The following is a 17,729-nucleotide window of genomic DNA, read 5'->3' as shown; positions in this document are numbered from 1 at the left end:
TAACCCACGAACATGGGTGAGCGAGGCCCCGGCCCGCAACCCCCGACACAACGCCGACGGTCACTCATACCGTCTAGGCACAAGCCCGGCGGCATGCCGGGCCGGATAACGCTGCCCACCAAGCCATTCGGGCTGGGTGGAGGTGGGTCGATTCGGTAGGGCGTTGGTCCGCCTACGTAATCCCTGGCCCGGTGGGCCGACGCACGAGATTCCAGCACATTCCACCGCGTGAGCCGCGGAGACGAGTGTGCCCAACACGGACAGGGAGCCTGCCGTCGGGGGTAACGGCAGGCTCCCTGGGTGGGTGGATCGTGTACTTAGGTGGCGGATTGAGCGCCCAGCACCCGCTGGATGTCCGGCTTCATCTCCTGCAGCTGCTGTCCCCAGTAGCCCCAGCTGTGTGTGCCGTTCGGCGGGAAGTTGAACACCCCGTTCTTGCCGCCCGCTGCGATGTAGTTGTCGCGGAAGGTGACGTTGGTGCGCAGGGTCAGCCCTTCGAGGAACTGTGCGGCCATCAGGTTGCCGCCGTTGGTCCCGCTGTCGAGATCCGACGGTGTGCCGGTGCCGCAGTAGATCCAGATGCGGGTGTTGTTGGCGACCAGCTGGTTGATGTTGACCATCGGGTCGTTGCGCTTCCACGCCGGATCGCTGGACGGGCCCCACATGCTCTCGGGGTTGTAGCCGCCCGCGTCGTTCATCGCCAGGCCGATGAGCATCGGCCACCAACCCTCGGACGGGTTGAGGAAGCCGGACAGAGTGCCGGCGTAGATGAACTGCTGCGGGTGGTAGATCGCATAGGTGAGGGCCGCGCTGCCGGCCATCGAGATCCCGACGACGGCGTTACCGGTCTGCGACACCCCACGATTGGCGGCCAGCCAGGCCGGCAGCTCGTTGGTGAGGAACGTTTCCCACTTGTAGGTGTAGTTCTGCCCGTTGCCCTTCGACGGCTGGTACCAGTCGGTGTAGAAGCTGGACTGGCCGCCGACCGGCATGATCGTGGACAGGCCGGACTGGTAGTACCACTCGAACGCCGGCGTGTTGATATCCCAGCCGTTGAAATCATCCTGCGCGCGCAGACCGTCGAGCAGGTACACGGCGTGCGGGCCGCCGCCCTGGAACTGGACACGGATGTTGCGGTTCATCGACGGCGAGAAGACGTCGAGGTACTCGACGGGCAGGCCCGGCCGGGAGAACGCTCCAGCGGTCGCCGACCCCCCGGCGATACCGATCAGCCCAGGCAGTGCCAGCATCGCGATGGCGCCGACCATCAACCGGCGCAACGTGATCCATGCTGTCGTGCCACGCATGTTTCTGAGGAACTTCATAACGGCAACCAACCCACCTTTCGTTTGCTCGCTACAAGCAATTGCCGTCGCTTTGCGAGCAAAGTGAATCACGCGCCCCATGAGTCACACGCGTAACACGACGGCGTGGGCAGATCGCGGTTGGCTAACGATTGGAACTCGGCGCCGAGACCGAGGCCTGCACCGACGTGGCGGTCATGGCCCGACGAGCATCGGTCCTGCGTTCGTCGAGGAGCCGGCTCATCTCATGCAGCAGCAAGGGATTTCGCGTCACGAGCTCTTCGAGAAAATCACGTTCGACCTGCAGCATCGTGGTCTCTTCCAGGGCATGCACCGAGGTCCGCGTCGCCTCGCGGGTAAGCGCACTCTGGCCGAGGAAATCGCCGGGACGCAGGGACCGGACCGGCACCACCTCACCGTCCGGCCCTGCCGCGGTCACCTGCACTCGGCCATCGAGCAAGTAGCTCATCCGGGTGGGGACTTCGCCTGCGGTCTGCACGACCTCGTCGGCTCCATAGCGGGTCAGCACGGCGTGCGTGAGCAGTTCCTGCTCGTCGGTGTGGCTGAATCGCAGCGTCGTGGCCATCCGTCGGCAGGCCTTTGTCAGCCGCTCGGCAGTGCTGAAATCGTCCTCGATCCCGTCGAGGTGCAGTTCGGCGCGTCGCGACGCGTACCAAACCCAGCGCAGGAAGGTGGCCTTGGCTGCGCCGTCGTCGGCGGGGGAGCGCACCGGGATGGTCGTGCGGTAGTCGTTGCCGCCGATCGCGACGGCCTTGACGGTGGCTTCCGGACGTATCTGCGGTAGCCGTGCGGCGACCCCGGTGAGCAGCGCGCACACCTGATCCGGCGGATCCGCGGGGGCGAACGTGCACACGATCGACAGGGAATACGACGCCTCCGGTCGGCTCAGGTTGGTGAACGAGGCGCCGGCCAGTACCGAGTTGGGCATGATCTGCATGCCGCTACCGGTATCGATATGTGTTGCGCGCCAGTTCACTTCGACCACCCGGCCACGCGCTGACGGCGTGTCGAGCCAGTCGCCGAGCCGGAACGGCTGCTCGAACAGCAGGAGCAGCCCCGAGATGATCTGGCCGACCGAGTTCTGCAGCGCCAGGCCCAGCACGATCGACGAGATCCCCAGCGCGGTGAACAGGCCGCCGACATGGGCACCCCACACGTAGGCGAAGATCATCCCGACGCCGATCGCGATGAGCGCGAACCGGGCCACGTCGAGGAAGATCGACGGGATTCGCTTGCGCCAGCTGCCTTCCGGGGCGCCCTGGAACATGGTGGCGTTCAATCCCGACAACAGCAGGATCATCACCACGAAGCCGAACGCGGTGGCGACGATCCGTACCCCGGTGGTCTCACCAGAGATCTGGCCGCCTTTGACCAGCAGGATCAGCAGCGCGCCCAGCGGCAGAATGTAGTTGCGCAGCAAGCCGACCGGCCGGGTCAGATAGCTGCCACGGCGCGCCAGCGTGTTGTGCAGTTCGGTGAGTAGCACCAGGCCGACAGGCAGGCCGATCGCAACGGACAGGGCCCAGTAGAACCAGTCGGTCTCCAGCACGCTTCTCATAGCTGACGCTCCGTGAGCCGCCAGATCTGCTCCTCGGTGCCGCCGACGTTCACCGAACCCGCGGGGGTGAACTGCCGCACGTCCAGGGTGGCGTCGTGTACGCGGGTCGTGACGTAGATGCCGGGCTGCGGCGCGCCACTGCGCACCCGGTAGGCGAGATCCACTGCGGCTCCCCACATGTCGTAGGCGAGGCTGGATCGGCCGACCAGCCCGCTGCTGACGGTGCCGGTGTCGATGCCGGCTCGCAGTTGGAGGTCGTAGCCGGTCTCCGCGCGGAACCGGTCGACGATGCGCTGCATCTCCGCACCGAAGTCCACTGTGCGGCGGACGTTGTCGAGCCGGGGAACTGTCAGCCCGCAGCTCGCGAGATAGCCGTTGTGCAGGGTACGTACCTGCTCGACCCCGAGATGTTCGGCGGCCGCGTCGAACTGTCGCACCAGCTTGTTGACGATCGCGAGCAGTTCGTCGGAACTCAGCTCGGCCGACAGTTCGTCGAGTCCGACGAAGTCGGCGAAGATCACGGTGACGTTCTGGTGGTCCTGGGCGATGGTCTCCTCGCCTTCGCGGTACCGCTGGACCACCGGCTCGGGCATCATCGAGCGCAGCAGCCGGTCGTTCTCCTTGCGCTGCTCCTCGAGCAAGTCCTCCTTGATCCGCAGATTACGGCTCATCTCGTTGAAAGCGACTGTCAGATCACCGAATTCATCGCGGGACAGGACCGGCAGCGATACGCCGTAGTCGCCCGAGCTGATCTGCTGTGCCCCGGCCTCCAGACGCCGGATCGGGCGGACGAAGAACCGGGCCAGCCCTATCGCGGCGATACACACGACGAAGATCATCGCCACGGTCGAGAGCACGAGGGTCCGCGTGAACACCGTCACCGGGGCGAACGCCTCGGTGGTGTCGATCTTGGCCACCATCACCCAGTCGAGGCCGGGCAGGTTGACGGGGGCGTAGGACTGCAACGTCTCGTGTCCGAGATAGTCGACATCGATCATGGTGCCGGTCTGGCCGCGTTCGGCACGCCGCGCCGCGTCACTGGCCACCGGCTGCACCAGGGTGGTGCCGCCCTGGCGGATCGCCGTGGCCGCGACATCGGGCGGGGTGCCCGCTTCGATGACGTCCTTCTTGTACTGGTCTCGGTTCTGGACGAACGTCCTGGACACCGACCGCATCAGACCGTCCGGCCCGACCAGGATGGTCTCGCCCGTGGATCCCATGCCGGCCTCTTGCCATTGCTGGTTGGCCGTCATCACCCGATTCACCCCGGTGATGGGCAACTGCAGGGCCAGCACGCCCTCCACCCGGCCCTCGTTGCCGATCGGGGACACCATCCAGGCCGTCGGGGCCTGGGCCGGCTGGTAGTCGCTGAAATCGGTCACGTCGACGTAGTCGATGGCGTTCGACGTCACGGCGCGGTGGTACGCGTCGGTCAGGCTGCCGCCGCGGTACGGCCCGGTATAGACGTTGGTGCCCAGGTCGACACCCTTGTATGCGCTGTACACCACATTGCCGCGGGTATCCAAAAGCAGCGCGTCCTCGAATTTGAACCGGTCGACGACGGTGCGGAAGTACTCGTTGAACCGCGCGCAGGCCGCTGACCAGGCACTGCCGTCGCGGGCGTCGGAGAATTTCAGCGCTGCGTCCCAGTCGGTGAACGGCGCCATGTAGTTGGCCTGCAGCCATTTCTGTGGGTTGGAGGTCGGCAGCAGCGCGGCCACATCGGCCTGATTGCCGGTTTGGGCCTCCTCGGCCTTGGCGAATTGGTTGCGGTAGTAGTCGACGATCGCCTGCTGCTGGACCGGCGCGATGACGGCGTCGTTCAGCTGGTCGAACCCTGCGGTGAACGCCCGCACGGCTTCGGTGGCTGTCGTGCCGCGCGTGTAGACCACCAGAGAGTCGCGCAGATACCGGAATTCGGCCTCCAGCTGACGCGTCTGGGCCGACCGGATCTCGGTGAGCCGGTCGAACACCGAATTACGCAGCGAGCTTCGACCCGACTGATATCCGATGGCCCCGACCACCGCCGCCGACAGCACGCTGGTGATCAACAGCATTGCGAGCAGCTTGGACTGAATGCTGATCCGGGACATGATGCGGCGGCGCGGGTGTCGCTGCTTGCGCGCGGGCACCTGCAGGTCTGGGGAGCCGGCTTCGGTCGTCATCGGAACGGAACACTAACCGTGCAGCAGGCATGCTGAACACTTTCGGAGCAACTCGTGGCCGGTTGCACAGTATCTGTGCGACATTCGACGTATGGTCACCGCGGCTGACCCCGATGATCTGCGCCGCTTCACCGAGGCGCAGGAACGTGTTTACCCGACCGTGCTCGCCGAGCTGGCCGAGGGCCGCAAGCGCAGTCACTGGATCTGGTTCATCTTCCCGCAGCTGCGTGGGCTGGGGCGCAGTCCGACGGCGCATCATTACGGCATCGCCTCGGCGCAGGAGGCTAAGGACTACCTGGCCGACCCGACACTGGGACCGCGGCTGCGGGAGTGCGCGCGCCTGGTGGCCGCGATCGACGGGCGGTCCGCGGAGCAGATCTTCGGCTGGCCGGATTGCCTCAAGGTCCGGTCGTGCATGACGCTGTTCGCCGCGGTTGCCGCCGATCCCGCGGACTTCCGGGCTGTGCTGGACAAGTTCTACGACGGGCTCGGCGATCCGGTGACCGTGGAGATGCTCAGTGCGGCTGGATGATCAGCCAGCCGTGTGGGGCAACATCGGTCTCGGTGATCTCGTGTTGCGGGGGAGCCCCTGAACCGGCGATCACCGTGCCCGCCGGTGTACCGAATTCTGGCAGCGACACGGTGAGCGGGGCGTCGTCGACATTGAGCGCGACGATCAACGATCCATCGGCCCCGGTGCTGCGGTAGATGTATTGCGTGTTGGTCAGTTTCAGCGCAGTCGTCGTCGCAGTGTGCAGCCACGGATGCCGCCGACGCAGTCCGATCAGGTGGCGGTGGAACCGCAGGACGTCGGAATCCTCAGGGAGCGCATCGAATTCGGGCCGAACCGCGTCGTCGCCGCCACGGCGCTCCTCTTTGACACCGCGATACGCGTACTCGTCGCCCGCGTAGATGCTCGGCGTTCCGCCGGTGGTGAGCAGGATGACAAGGGCGTGCTCGAGATGGTCAGGGTTGCTCAACTGGCTGGCGATCCGGGTGACGTCGTGGTTGCCCACGAACGTCAATGGCACGAACGTGTCGAGAAAATCGTTGTGCCGCTGCAGTCCCCAGTCCAGTTCGTGAAAATTGCCGTCGTTGAGACTGCTCCAGATGGCCTTCCAGAGCTCGTACTGCGTGACCGAGTCGAAGGTGGCAGCGCCGACGGTGGCGGCGTAGTCACCGTGGATCACCTCGCCGACGAACCACGCGTCGGCGAATTCCTCACGTACTCTTGGCAATACCTGCGCCCAGAACCGGTCCGGCACGGCGTATGCGGCGTCGAGTCGCCAGCCGTCCGCGCCGCGTGCCAGCCAGTGCCGCAGCACGTCGACGGTGTACTCCACCACCTCGTTGCCGGCGTGGTTGAGCGCGATCAGCTCGCCGTGCCCCTCGAAGGTGTCGAACCGCGACTGCGGCCCACGGCGCCGGAACCACGCCGACGCCGGATGGTCGGGGCCGCCGTCGAGCGCGTCGCGGTACTGCGCGAAGTCGGTACCGACGTGGTTGAACACTCCGTCGAGCAGCACCCGCAACCCGCGCCGGTGCGCTTGTGCCACCAACTCGTCGAAATCGGCATCGTCGCCGAGCCGTGGGTCGATGCGAAAGTGATCGGTGGTGTCGTAACCGTGGGTGCGCGAGGCGAAGATCGGTCCCAGGGCGATGCCGGACGCGCCGAGTTCCACGGCGTGGTCCAGCCAGTCGACGACGCGGCGCAAGCGGTGTTCGTCAGGGCCCGGCGGCGGATCGGCGGGGAACGCACCGACGAAGCCCAACGGGTAGATCTGCCACCAGATGGCGTGCGCCACCCACCCCGGCTCAGGCACGAAACTTCGCCGCGTACAGATCCTTCATCTCCTCGGCCAGTTCGGGGGCCGGGCCGTCGACCGCGACACCGGGTGCGACCGTGGTGATCGGCAGCGGCGCCACCGGCGCAGGCGGGACACCCCATTCGCTGAGCCACCCGGTCAGTTGTTCCGTGGAGGTCGCATACACGATGCGGCCCAGCCCGACCCACGCGTGCGCCGCCGAGCACATCGGGCAGTGTTCGCCGGAGGTGTACACCGTGGCGCGCGCCCGCCGCTGCGGGCTCAGATGTTCGGCGGCCCAGCGGGCGATGGCGAACTCGGGGTGCTGAGTCTCGTCGCCGTCCTTCACCCGATTGCGATCGGCGAACACCGTGGTGCCGGTGTAGTCGACCAGGATGGATCCGAACGGTTGATCGCCTGCGTCGAGGGCTTCACGGGCGAGCGCGACGCACTTGCGCAGGTGCTTGAGGTCGGTGTCGCTGATGGCCACGGTCGCGAGTTTACGGCGACCCACGACGGCTCCGGGGCACAACGACGGTCAACCCCCGCAACAGGTGGGTGCGACGTCCAGGCGGCACGCGCACGACGCGACGATCGGTACGTCGGCGCGGGCGAGGGCCAGGTCCAGTTGCTGGGCGATGATCGCCGCCTCGGCGTCGCGGCCCAGCCGCTGCAGGCATTCGTGATATCCGTGCAGGCTCCACACATTGCCCGGGTGGTGGCTCGACCGGTTCAGTGTGGGGTCGAGACCGAGGTCGGCGGCATACACCCCGGCGGCCTCCTCGACCCTGCCCTGCTCGAGCAGCAGCGCGCCGTAGGCATGCCGTGTCGGTTGCATCCAGCCCCACGGTTCGTCGTAGGGCAGCCCGTCGTCGAGCTCGATGGCCCGTCGCAGGTGCGCGAACGCGTCGTCGAATTTGCCTTCCCGATAAGCGATCTCGCCGTCGAGCATGGCCGCGGCGACCGCGAGGATGTCGAGGCTGGTGTTGTTGAACAGGTAGCGGCTCTCCGGGATGCGCCGGTACGCCGCAGCGAAGGCTTCCCGCTCGGCGCGGGCCTGGGGGAGTTCGCCTTTGGCCGCGTGCGCGACCCCACGGCCGTAATGGATGGTGGCCGTGGTGGTGCTGTACAACTCGGTGTCGGCGGGCAGCGGTTCGGCGATCAGATCATCCCAGCGCCCGAACCGCACCAACACGTGCACGCGCAGCGGCACGAACGCCTCGAGCCAGTCGGCCATCGGGGGTGACCCGACTGCCAGCAGCTCAGGGGTGAGCTGGCGCGCCAGTTCGTCGGCTGCGCTGCTCGCGATCTGGTAGTTGCCGGCGAACATCGCCGAGTACACCACGAAATGCAGGTCGTGGGCGCGGTAGAGGGAGTAGAAGTTGAGTGCCCCGGACCGCTCGACGAACTTGCGGTCTGCTTGCACCGCATCCTGATTCGCGACCACCGAGCTGTGGTAGTCGCCGCAGAGCACGTCGATGTGGCTGGGCATGTGCTGCAGGTGGCCGGCGTCGGGCACCAGACCACGCAGCAGGTCGGCCGCGGGCAGGGCATCCTGCGGCGTGGCCGACATCTCCATGGCATGGATGTACAGGTGCAGGATTCCGGGGTGGCTGCGGCCCTCGGCGGTGGTCAGTGCCGTGTCGAGGATGGCCTTGGCCTCGACCACCCGGGAGCCGGGCGCGGGCTCGCCCGTGCGACCGTCCCACAGTGCCCAGGCCGTGACGTTGACCAGGGCGTCGGCTGCCAGGGCCTGCACGTCGATGTCGCCGGGATGGTCCACCGCCAGGGCCGCCATGGCGTCGGCGTAGGCGGCATGGCCAGCCGTCAACGCCTCGGCGTCCTCCGGGTCCGCGGTCGGGAACCGTTGGCGCAGTGCGGCTATCAGCGCCCGCTCGACGGTCGACGCGCGTCCGCCCGCGGCCAGGTCGAGCTCGGCGCGGGCCCGGGTCAGCGACGTGGCCAGATCGACCGGATCGAAGGCCTCCCAGGCCTTGTTGTAATTGGGCCCCACTGCGTACGCGATGCCCCACCGCGCGATCGCCAGGTCGGGATCGAACTCCAGCGCGCGTTCGAAACAGCGGATCGCCTCGTCGTGGTTGAACGCGTAGGCCCAGACGAGGCCGCGGTCGAACCACGTCTGCGCCTGCTGCGCCGGGGTGTCGACCGGCCGGTGGTAGGTACCCAGGTCGTAGTACGGTTCGGCTTCGGTCACGGCTGGCACGATAGTTCAGCGGCTCGCCTCGCGAGAAGTGTTGGCACAACCCCTGAGCCGAAAAACCCCTGAGCCGAAAAACCCCTGAGCCGAATCGGTGGACCGGTCCGGGCCGACCCGCATACGGTGGCGGAATGATTCGCTGCGTCCGCTTGTCGACCGGGGCCGACGGTGCCTCGCATGTGCAGGTCGGCCGACTGGAGATGAATCCCGGCCGCAACGACGATCTGGTGTCCGCCGTGATGGGCGCGACGCATGTCACGGTCGAGGAGACCGCTGCCGGCGGCACACTGGCCTGGCATACCGCGCCGGTACGCCAGCTCGTGATCACGCTGTCCGGCACGTTGGTGTTCACCACTAGGGGTGGCGAAACATTCACGCTGCACCCCGGCGACGTCCTGCTGGCCGAGGACACTGTCGGTACCGGACACCAATGGCAGCTGCAGGACGGCGATCCGTGGCGCCGCATGTACGTCGTGCTGGCCGATGACGTCGTCGTGCCGTTCGAGGTGCAGTAGCAGCCAGGGGATTCGACACCGGCACGAGAACGTGTTCTAGTGCTGAGATGCCGGGTTACACCCATGTCGAGGGCCTGCGTTCAGCCGATGTGCAACGCCTGAGGTCCACCTACGAGCCGCTGGCCGAATCGGTGCGCGCGTTGATCGACGCGACCATTCGCTCGGAGGCCGACCCCGCCGAGGTGGCCGCGGCCAAGGCGGAGATCGACTCCGCCACGGCACGGCTGCGGGCCAAGCAGATCGACGGTGCGTTCGGGGTCCGCTTCACCTCCGACGGAGACCGCATGCCGTGGGGCAATCCGGCCATCGGTATCCGCAACCCGATCGCGCCGCCCCTGGTGATCGTCAAGCACCCCTCGGGTGTGGTGTCCACCGACTTCCACCTCGGGGCCGCATACGAAGGCCCGCCCGGGCATGTGCATGGCGGCATCGTCGCGATGGTGCTCGACCACCTGCTCGGCGAGGTGGCCGCCAACGATCCGGACAGTCCACGGTTCACCGGCACGCTGACCATCCGTTACGTGCGGGCCACCCCGTTGGGCGGTCTGCATGCCGAAGGTCAGATCACCCGCACCGACGGCATCAAAGCGTATGCCGTAGGCCATCTCTCGGACTCCGAAGGCGTCACCGCCGAGGCCCAGGGCGTGTTCATCCTGCCGCGCTGGGCCCGCGGCTGACCGCGATCAGCGGGATGGCGCGGCCGGCTCCACCCGGTCGATCGAGATGTCGGCCAGGCTGCCGGTGATGGTGGTCAGCTCGCCGACGAGGATGCGTGCCGCCCCGTTGTCTGTCGCCAGCGTCGACGCAAGATCGTGCACGCGCCGCAGGGCGGCCGACAGTTCGACGGTGTCCAGGCTCCACGGCACCGCGGGGCTGGGCGGTGCTCCGCGCAAGGCTTCGATGTAATCGTCGACCGCGGCGATGAATTCGGCGTCAAGTGCCGATGACGGATGGGTCGGCAGGCTGTTCTCCAACGTGGTGCACGCACTGGTCACCGCGTTCAGCGCGGTGCGGTAGGACCGCAGCCACCGACGCAGCGTCGGCGAATCGAGCCTCGCCGCACCCCAGGCGGCCTCGAACGCCGCCCGCGCCCGGAATGCGCGTTGCCAGGCCGCCGACAGCGCCTCGGCGGGGTGATCCACCTCGTGCACGAACGCCGTGACCACCATTGCCGCGTAATCGATCTCGGTCATCAGCAGTTCACCGGCACGCTGTCGCAACCGGATCAGGGAATGATCGGGCAGCAGCACATGGGCCATCACGGCAAGGCCGCCACCGACGAGCACGCCCACCAGCCGGTCGAGAACGCCCGCCCAATCGGTGAAACCGCCGACCCCGACGACGAACACCATCACGGCACCGATGGCGACGACCACCGCGAGGTAACCGAATCTGATCACCCCGTAGGCAACTGCGACGAACACGGTCGCGCAGATCACCGAGGCCAACGTGCCCGGCTGCCAGAACACCGTCAGCGCTGACGCAACGACGATGCCCACGGCAAGTCCGGCCATCCGGCCGGCACACCGCGTGTAGGTGTGCGCGGTCTCCGGCCGCAGCACGACCACCACCGTCAACGCCATCCAATAGCCGTGTCCGAGGGTGCCGTAGCGCGCAGCGGCTGCGGCGACGGCCGTCGTCACCGACAACCTGATCGCATGCCGCAGGATCGGCGATGTCCACGTCAGGTGCGAACGGACCACGGCAGGCGCCGACGCGAGTGAACCGATCAGGTCGGGCCGGTGCAGCTGCCCGAAGCGCAGCACCGCGGCCTCCCGCAGCTGCTCGGAGAAACGTTGTGCACGTGCGGCTTCCGCGCCGGTCACGGCGGCCGCGGTGGCGTCGACCCTGACCAGGGCGTGCTCGGCGTCGCGGCGCGCGGTGTGGCTGTGGTCGGCGATCGCGTCGAGCAGCACAGCGGCCGCAGACAGCAGCTGCGGCACCCCGTCACTGCGGTCGCCACCTGCCGTCGAGCGGAACGAGACCAACGTCGCAGCCAGCCGCTCTGGCAGCCGGTACCCACCGTGGTAGGCCCGCGGCTGTTGGCTCACCTGGCTGTTGGCGAACACTTCCCGTAGCCACGTCATCGGCGCGTCGTCGACATCGGCCGCGCAGTCGGCGGCCACGCTGCGGGCATCGCCGGCCAACGATCTGTAGGCCCGGGACAGGCCTTCCCGTTGCGCCCGCCACCGCCGTGGTGGTCGTACCGAGATCAGTGCTGCCTGCACCAGGCCTGCGGCGAGTACCAGAAGCGGGGAGAGCAGGATGTCGGCCAGCGTCGGCGCGGTGACCGGGGCGATCACCAGCAGTGCGCTCGCGGCCGAGGCCACCAGGCCTGCGTTGGCGCCGAGTGACCACTGCATCCCCGCGGCGAAGCACCACAGCGCGATCACGATGACGAACACCGCGGAGTGTGAACCGCTCAACACCGCGAGCAGCACCACGATGGACAGCTCGACAGAAGCGGTTGCGACCAACGGCACCCGCCCGCCCGGGCTGCGCTGCAGCGCGATGGCGCCTGCGATCACCCCGGCGCCCAGCGTCCACATCGCTGCGGTCGGCGACACCCCGTAGAGCGCGAGCACGCTGAGCGTCAGCGTGCCGATCAGACTGCGCGCCACCGCACCCGCGTCGGGAGTGCTGAGCCGCAGCGCGTCGGCTGCCTGTCCACCGGTCTGCACGTGCCCATTCTCGCGCCTGTCGGTCCGGTAGGTGGCCAACCGAGGCCAAGTGGCGCGAATCGCCTACTGTCCGCTGGGTGGAGAAGATCATCGTGCTGGTGCGAGCAGAAGACGCCGACGACGGCTGGTGCGCACGACTGCGGACCGAGGTCGCCGACGAGTTGCTCGACACCGGGCTGCCGGGACTGTCCATCAACGTGCGGGACGCTCCGGTGCGCGATTCGCTCATGACCCTGACCACGCTGGACCCCCCGGTGTTCGCGGTGGTCAGCCTGTGGACCCAGCAGTATTACGGCGAGCAGGTCGGTACGGCGATCAAATTGCTTGTCGCCGAAGCCGAGTCGGTTCACGCCTACCTGGTCACCGAATCGGTGCCCATGCCGCCCCCGCACACCGCCCCCGGACAGCGCACCGACGGGCTGGCCAACATCGCCCTGCTGCGCAGGCCGGCCGAGCTGAGTGAGGACACCTGGCGGCACCGCTGGCACATCGACCACACGCAGGTGGCCATCGACACCCAGGCGACGTTCGGTTATACGCAGAACGCCGTGGTGCGGGCCCTGACCCCGGATGCCCCGGTGATCTCGGGCATCGTCGAGGAACTGTTCCCGCAGTCGGCCGTGACCGACGTGCATGCCTTCTTCGGTGCTGCCGACGACGCCGATCTGGCGGACCGCATGCGGCGAATGGTGGCCAGCACAGAAGCATTCGGCGCCAGCACCAACATCGACACGGTGCCCACCAGCCGCTACGTGTTCCGCTCGCCGTTCGCGGCACCCGACCGCCAATAGTGGAACGTGTTCTAGTTACGCTTCGGGATGTGAACCTGCTGATCGACGACCTCAACCGCGTACGCACACTCACGTTCAACCGCCCGGAGTCACTCAACGCCTTCAACGAGGCGCTCTACGACGAGACGACCGCCGCATTGCGGGCCGCCGCCGACGATCCCGAGGTCGGCGTGGTGCTGCTCACCGGGGCCGGTCGGGCATTCAGCGCGGGCAACGACCTCGTCGAGATGCAGGCCCGGATCAGCGGTGCCGATGTTGCTCCGGCGGGGGAGCACGGCTTCTACGCCATGCTCGACGCGCTCATCGACTTTCCGAAACCGTTGATCTGCGCCGTCAACGGTCTCGGAGTGGGCATCGGCGCCACCATCCTCGGCTTCGCCGATCTGGCGTTCATGTCCTCATCGGCGCGGCTGAAATGCCCGTTCACCAGCCTTGGTGTGGCGCCTGAGGCCGCGTCGTCCTACCTGCTGCCGCGATTGATCGGTCGGCAGAACGCGGCCTGGCTGCTGATGTCGTCGGAATGGATCAGCGCCGAGGAGGCCAAGGACATGGGCCTGGTGTGGCGGGTGTGTGCGCCCGAGGAACTGCTGCCCGAGGCTCGCCGCCATGCGGAAGTCCTTGCCTCCAAGCCACTTTCGAGTCTCAAGGCGGTCAAACAGACGATGCTGGCCCCGATCCGGGCTGACATCGTGGCGGCCGTCGAACGTGAGAAGGCGTTGTTCACCGAACTGGTCGGCGCCGCGGCCAACGTCGACGCGCTCGCCGCGTTCGCCGACCGCAAGTAGGCGCAGGCTCAGGGCGCGCGGCCGGTCCCGTTCTCCACCGACGCGACGACCTCTCCGCAGATGCGCGGCGAGGCTGTCGTGCGGGCCGGACACCCGTTGAACGGGGTGGGGCAGCCGTTGGCCTGATGCGCGGCGATGATCGCCCGGATGGTGCGCCTGCAACGCCCGCAGTCCTTGCCCGCGCCGCAGGCATCCGCGATCTGCTTGGACGTGGTGGCTCCCGCCGCCACGACGTCGTTGACGACGTGGCTGGTGACTCCGGTGCACAGACAGACGAACATCAGATCACCGGTTCATTCCTGGCCGTCGACGGTCATGATGTGGGCCAACTTGCCGACGAACAGACTCGGGTAGGCCCCGAACCCGGCGTGTGTCATCCATTCGGCGGCCGCGTCCGGATGGTCGATCCACTGCCGCGCGCTCACCTCGTCCTCGATCTCCTGCAGGATCATCACTTCCTGGCCGTCGTCGAGTGCCTGGTATACCCACACCTTCCTGATGCCGCTGTTCTCGAAGCGGCCGAGCCCGTCGTGGACCTTGCGCATCAGGGTCGGAACGTCGTCGACCACCGAGACCGCGCCGACGACCACCCCGGCCACGTATTCCTCCGAGGACGGCCCGGACAGGTCGATCTTCTCGACCACCTCACCGCCGAAGATGGGCGGAATGTCCTCGACACCGGATATGTCGAACCATTCGAAAATGGCCGGTGAACGCAGAACTTCGCGAATCGAGTGGGCATTCCGGATCCCGATGGTCACCAGCACGCGACGGGGCTCCCAGATCGACGTGTAGAGCACCACGTGATGGGCGCCGATCGTCAACAATCCCGAACGATGCTTTTTCATCCATTTCCACATCTGTTCGACATCGTCGACGCGAAAATCGCACGACAAAATGAGCGAGTGCAAATCAAACTCACGCATTATTTCTCGCCATTCCGTCCGTCGGCCGACATGTTAGCCCAGTCTAACCTTAGTTAGGGCAGGCAGTCCAGCCTTCGAGGATCGATGCCCCTACGGGCCCGGGCGGTCTCGGCCGATTGGCCTGGAAACACGCCCGGTACAGCCGAAATCGACCAACCTCTCCGGAGTCTCTGCACTAGATTGGCGGTGCACGGCAAACAGCAACGCTTGACCAGCCCTCAAGGTGCTTAGGAGTGACGATGCAAGGGGATCCGGACGTTCTGAAATTGCTCAACGAGCAATTGACCAGTGAACTCACGGCCATTAATCAGTATTTTCTGCATTCCAAGATGCAGGACAATTGGGGATTTACCGAACTGGCTGCGCACACCCGTTCGGAATCGTTCGAAGAAATGCGGCACGCCGAAGCGATCACCGATCGCATCCTGCTGCTGGACGGGTTGCCGAACTACCAGCGGCTGTTCTCGCTGCGCGTCGGGCAGACGCTGCGCGAGCAATTCGAGGCTGACCTGGCCATCGAATACGAGGTGGTCGAGCGGCTCAAGCCCGGCATCATCATGTGCCGTGAGAAGCAGGACGCCGTGTCGGCCATCTTGTTCGAGACGATCCTGAGTGACGAGGAAGGCCACATCGACTACCTCGAGACGCAGCTCGAACTCATGGACAAGCTGGGCGATGCGCTCTACGCCGCGCAGTGTGTCTCGAGGCCGCCGCAGTAGTCTCGGTCGCCGCGCGCTCGACCGCCCCGGATGTCCGGTCCCGTGCCGGATGTCCGGGGCGGTTTGGCGTGTGTGCCGCGCATCACGGTAACTTTCATAGATAATCTAACGATATGACTTCTGGACCGACTGCCCCTACCGTCGGCGAAAGGATGTCATGACAAGCGCACCGACCACCACGGAACCGCAGCCCGGCGGCGGTGTCCTGCTGAGCCTGCGGCGCCGCAACCTCGTGTTCGTCGCCGTGCTGCTCGGCATGCTGCTGGCCGCCCTCGACCAGACCATCGTGGCCACCGCGCTGCCCACCGTCGTCGCCGACCTCGGCGGCGCGGGTCATCAATCCTGGGTGGTGACCAGCTATCTGCTGGCCTCCACCATCGTCACCGCCGTGGTCGGCAAGGTCGGCGACATCTTCGGCCGCAAGACCGTCTTCCAGGCCGCGATCGCGTTCTTCCTCGTCGGTTCGGTGCTATGTGGAATGTCCGGCTCGATGACCATGCTGGTGGCGTCGCGGGCCCTGCAGGGCATCGGTGGCGGCGCCATCATGGTGACCGCCACCGCGCTCATCGGCGAGGTCATCCCGTTGCGCGACCGGGGTCGCTATCAGGGCATGCTCGGCGCGGTCTTCGGTGTCACCACCGTGATCGGACCGCTGCTCGGCGGGTTCTTCACCGACCACCTGAGCTGGCGCTGGGCGTTCTGGATCAACGTCCCGGTCGGGATCGTGGTGTTCCTCGTCGCTGCCGGCACCATCCCGGCGCTGGCCCGCGCCGGCCGGCCGGTCATCGATTACCTCGGCATCGTGCTGGTCGGGCTCGGCGCGTCAGGGCTCACCCTGGCCACCAGCTGGGGTGGCGGCGAATACGCGTGGACCTCGCCGGTCATCATCGCGTTGTTCATCGGTTCGGCGATCGCACTGGCCGCCTTCGTCTGGGCCGAAACCCGTGCGGCCGAACCGATCCTGCCCATGCGGCTGTTCGCCAGTCCGGTGTTCACCGTGTGCTGCGTGCTGTCGTTCATCGTCGGCTTCGCGATGCTGGGCGCCCTCACGTTCATGCCCACCTTCATGCAGTTCGTCAACGGTGTATCTGCCACCGAATCCGGTTTGCGCACCCTGCCGATGGTGGCGGGGCTGCTCATCACCTCGACCGGCAGTGGCGCCCTCGTCAGCCGCACCGGTCGCTACAAGATGTTCCCGATCGCCGGAACCGCGGTGATGACGGCCGCATTCGTGCTGCTGTCCCGGATGGACGCGCACACGCCGACGCTGCAGCAGTCGCTGTACCTGTTCATCCTCGGCATCGGGATCGGCATGTGCATGCAGGTCTTGATCCTGACCGTGCAGAACACCTCCAACTTCGCCGATCTGGGGGTCGCGACGTCGGGCGTGACGTTCTTCCGGACCATCGGAAGCTCGTTCGGGGCGGCCATCTTCGGCTCGCTGTTCACCAACTTCCTCTCGGGCCGCCTCGCGGGTGCACTCGCGGCGGGCGGCGCGCCGCCCGAGGCCGGCGCGTCACCCAAGGTGCTGCACGCACTGCCTGCGCAGGTCGCCGCACCCATCGTGGATGCCTACGCCGGTGCGCTCGGCAACGTGTTCCTGTGCGCGGCACCGGTCGCGCTGCTCGGTTTCGTCGTCGCGCTGTTCCTCAAGGAGGTTCCGCTGCGGGAGATGGACGCCAGCGTTGCGGTCGATCTCGGCGAAGGCTTCGGCATGCCCAGTGCGGAATCGGCGGAGAAGGTGCTGGAGACGGCGATCAGCAGGCTTATGCGCCACTCGCAGGACATCCGGTTGCGCACGGTGGCGGGCTCGCCCGGCTGCGAACTTGACGTGGCCGGGCTGTGGGCGCTACTGCAGATCTACCGGCAGAGCCAGGTGTTTGGCTCGGCCCGGCTCACCGAGATCGCCGATCGGCTGCGCGTCCCCCATGAGGTGCTCGAGCCGACCTTCGACTCGCTGGTCTCCGAGGGCTGTGCCCTGCGGACCGGCGATCAGTTGTGGTTGACGCAGCGCGGGCTCGGTCAGGTCGACGCCGTGTCGTCGGCACTGGTCGGGCGGATCGTCGAAAAGCTCGCCACCTCACCGTCATTCGAAGGGCGCCCGGACCGCGATCAGGTGGAGGCCGCGCTCGAGCGCATCGTGCACAGGGTGTTGGTGCAACGGGACTGGGGTGATGACCGGACCGAGTTGGTCTCGGCGAAAAACTAGAACCTGTTCCAGAATCGGCGCGGCCCGCGTAC

The 17,729-nt window shown here is 66.9% G+C and carries 16 protein-coding genes; 7 read left to right on the top strand and 9 right to left on the bottom strand.

The genetic code is table 11. The annotated features are described in order from the left end of the window. Positions 1-317 precede the first annotated feature (317 nt). The 3 genes from BST13_RS28245 to BST13_RS28235 form a co-directional block, all read right to left on the bottom strand. Positions 318-1,325: an esterase family protein gene (locus tag BST13_RS28245; protein ID WP_170064347.1), complete on the bottom strand. Its 1,008-nt coding sequence runs from the start codon at positions 1,323-1,325 to the stop codon at positions 318-320. A 124-nt stretch (positions 1,326-1,449) separates the two neighbouring features. Next, the gene (locus tag BST13_RS28240) at positions 1,450-2,883 is read right to left on the bottom strand and encodes a mechanosensitive ion channel domain-containing protein (RefSeq protein WP_083168097.1); all 1,434 of its coding nucleotides are present in this window, start codon (positions 2,881-2,883) and stop codon (positions 1,450-1,452) included. Continuing rightward, complete coding sequence (locus tag BST13_RS28235) at positions 2,880-5,048, bottom strand: adenylate/guanylate cyclase domain-containing protein (RefSeq protein ID WP_083168095.1); 2,169 nt, start codon at positions 5,046-5,048, stop codon at positions 2,880-2,882. Before BST13_RS28235 ends, BST13_RS28240 begins: the two co-directional genes overlap by 4 nt. Positions 5,049-5,139: 91 nt before the next feature. On the opposite strand from BST13_RS28235, the gene BST13_RS28230 reads away from it, so the two are divergent. Next, on the top strand, positions 5,140-5,580 hold the full coding sequence (locus tag BST13_RS28230; protein WP_083168092.1) for a DUF1810 domain-containing protein: 441 nt from the start codon (positions 5,140-5,142) through the stop codon (positions 5,578-5,580). On the opposite strand, the gene BST13_RS28225 is transcribed toward BST13_RS28230, so the two are convergent. From BST13_RS28225 to BST13_RS28215, 3 genes are read right to left on the bottom strand one after another with little or no spacing between them, the layout of a single operon-like run. Further along, positions 5,564-6,871, bottom strand: a complete 1,308-nt coding sequence (locus BST13_RS28225) for an alpha-amylase family protein (RefSeq protein WP_083168090.1) — start codon at positions 6,869-6,871, stop codon at positions 5,564-5,566. The two genes, BST13_RS28230 and BST13_RS28225, sit on opposite strands and share 17 nt — an antisense overlap. After that, positions 6,864-7,343 (bottom strand): nucleoside deaminase, encoded by a 480-nt coding sequence (locus BST13_RS28220; RefSeq protein WP_083168128.1) that lies wholly within the window; start codon positions 7,341-7,343, stop codon positions 6,864-6,866. Before BST13_RS28220 ends, BST13_RS28225 begins: the two co-directional genes overlap by 8 nt. A gap of 48 nt (positions 7,344-7,391) precedes the next feature. Beyond that, complete coding sequence (locus tag BST13_RS28215; protein WP_245839838.1) at positions 7,392-9,068, bottom strand: tetratricopeptide repeat protein; 1,677 nt, start codon at positions 9,066-9,068, stop codon at positions 7,392-7,394. Positions 9,069-9,202: 134 nt separating this feature from the next. Here BST13_RS28215 and BST13_RS28210 point away from each other — a divergent pair, with 134 nt between their 5' ends. Beyond that, entirely contained in the window at positions 9,203-9,586 is a 384-nt protein-coding gene (locus BST13_RS28210; protein ID WP_083168083.1) for a cupin domain-containing protein, read from the top strand. A gap of 47 nt (positions 9,587-9,633) precedes the next feature. Next, positions 9,634-10,263, top strand: a complete 630-nt coding sequence (locus BST13_RS28205; RefSeq protein WP_083168080.1) for a PaaI family thioesterase — start codon at positions 9,634-9,636, stop codon at positions 10,261-10,263. 6 nt (positions 10,264-10,269) lie between these two features. Here the strand turns inward: BST13_RS28205 and BST13_RS28200 are convergent, their stop codons facing one another. Then, entirely contained in the window at positions 10,270-12,267 is a 1,998-nt protein-coding gene (locus tag BST13_RS28200) for an FUSC family protein (protein WP_083168078.1), read from the bottom strand. A 77-nt stretch (positions 12,268-12,344) separates the two neighbouring features. Between BST13_RS28200 and BST13_RS28195 the strand changes: the two genes are divergently transcribed. Both BST13_RS28195 and BST13_RS28190 read left to right on the top strand, forming a co-directional pair. Next, the gene (locus BST13_RS28195) at positions 12,345-13,058 is read left to right on the top strand and encodes an EthD domain-containing protein (protein WP_083168075.1); all 714 of its coding nucleotides are present in this window, start codon (positions 12,345-12,347) and stop codon (positions 13,056-13,058) included. 29 nt (positions 13,059-13,087) lie between these two features. Then, entirely contained in the window at positions 13,088-13,843 is a 756-nt protein-coding gene (locus BST13_RS28190) for an enoyl-CoA hydratase/isomerase family protein (protein WP_083168073.1), read from the top strand. Between the two features lie 8 nt (positions 13,844-13,851). Here the strand turns inward: BST13_RS28190 and BST13_RS40460 are convergent, their stop codons facing one another. Both BST13_RS40460 and BST13_RS28180 read right to left on the bottom strand, forming a co-directional pair. Then, positions 13,852-14,124 carry a (2Fe-2S)-binding protein gene (locus tag BST13_RS40460; RefSeq protein ID WP_083168070.1) on the bottom strand — a complete coding sequence of 91 codons (273 nt, stop codon included), beginning with the start codon at positions 14,122-14,124 and terminating at the stop codon, positions 13,852-13,854. A 12-nt stretch (positions 14,125-14,136) separates the two neighbouring features. Further along, positions 14,137-14,769, bottom strand: coding sequence for a fatty-acid--CoA ligase (locus BST13_RS28180; RefSeq protein WP_083168068.1), 633 nt, complete (start codon positions 14,767-14,769; stop codon positions 14,137-14,139). Between the two features lie 239 nt (positions 14,770-15,008). Here BST13_RS28180 and bfr point away from each other — a divergent pair, with 239 nt between their 5' ends. Next, the gene (gene bfr, locus BST13_RS28175) at positions 15,009-15,488 is read left to right on the top strand and encodes a bacterioferritin (protein ID WP_029370591.1); all 480 of its coding nucleotides are present in this window, start codon (positions 15,009-15,011) and stop codon (positions 15,486-15,488) included. A 157-nt stretch (positions 15,489-15,645) separates the two neighbouring features. Next, positions 15,646-17,697, top strand: coding sequence for an MDR family MFS transporter (locus BST13_RS28170; RefSeq protein ID WP_083168065.1), 2,052 nt, complete (start codon positions 15,646-15,648; stop codon positions 17,695-17,697). Positions 17,698-17,729 lie beyond the last annotated feature (32 nt).

It is taken from the genome of Mycobacterium aquaticum (assembly GCF_002086485.1).
Classification (GTDB): Bacteria; Actinomycetota; Actinomycetes; order Mycobacteriales; family Mycobacteriaceae; genus Mycobacterium; species Mycobacterium aquaticum.
The sequence above is the reverse complement of the archived record's forward strand: the minus strand, read 5'-3'. Positions and strand labels throughout refer to the sequence as shown.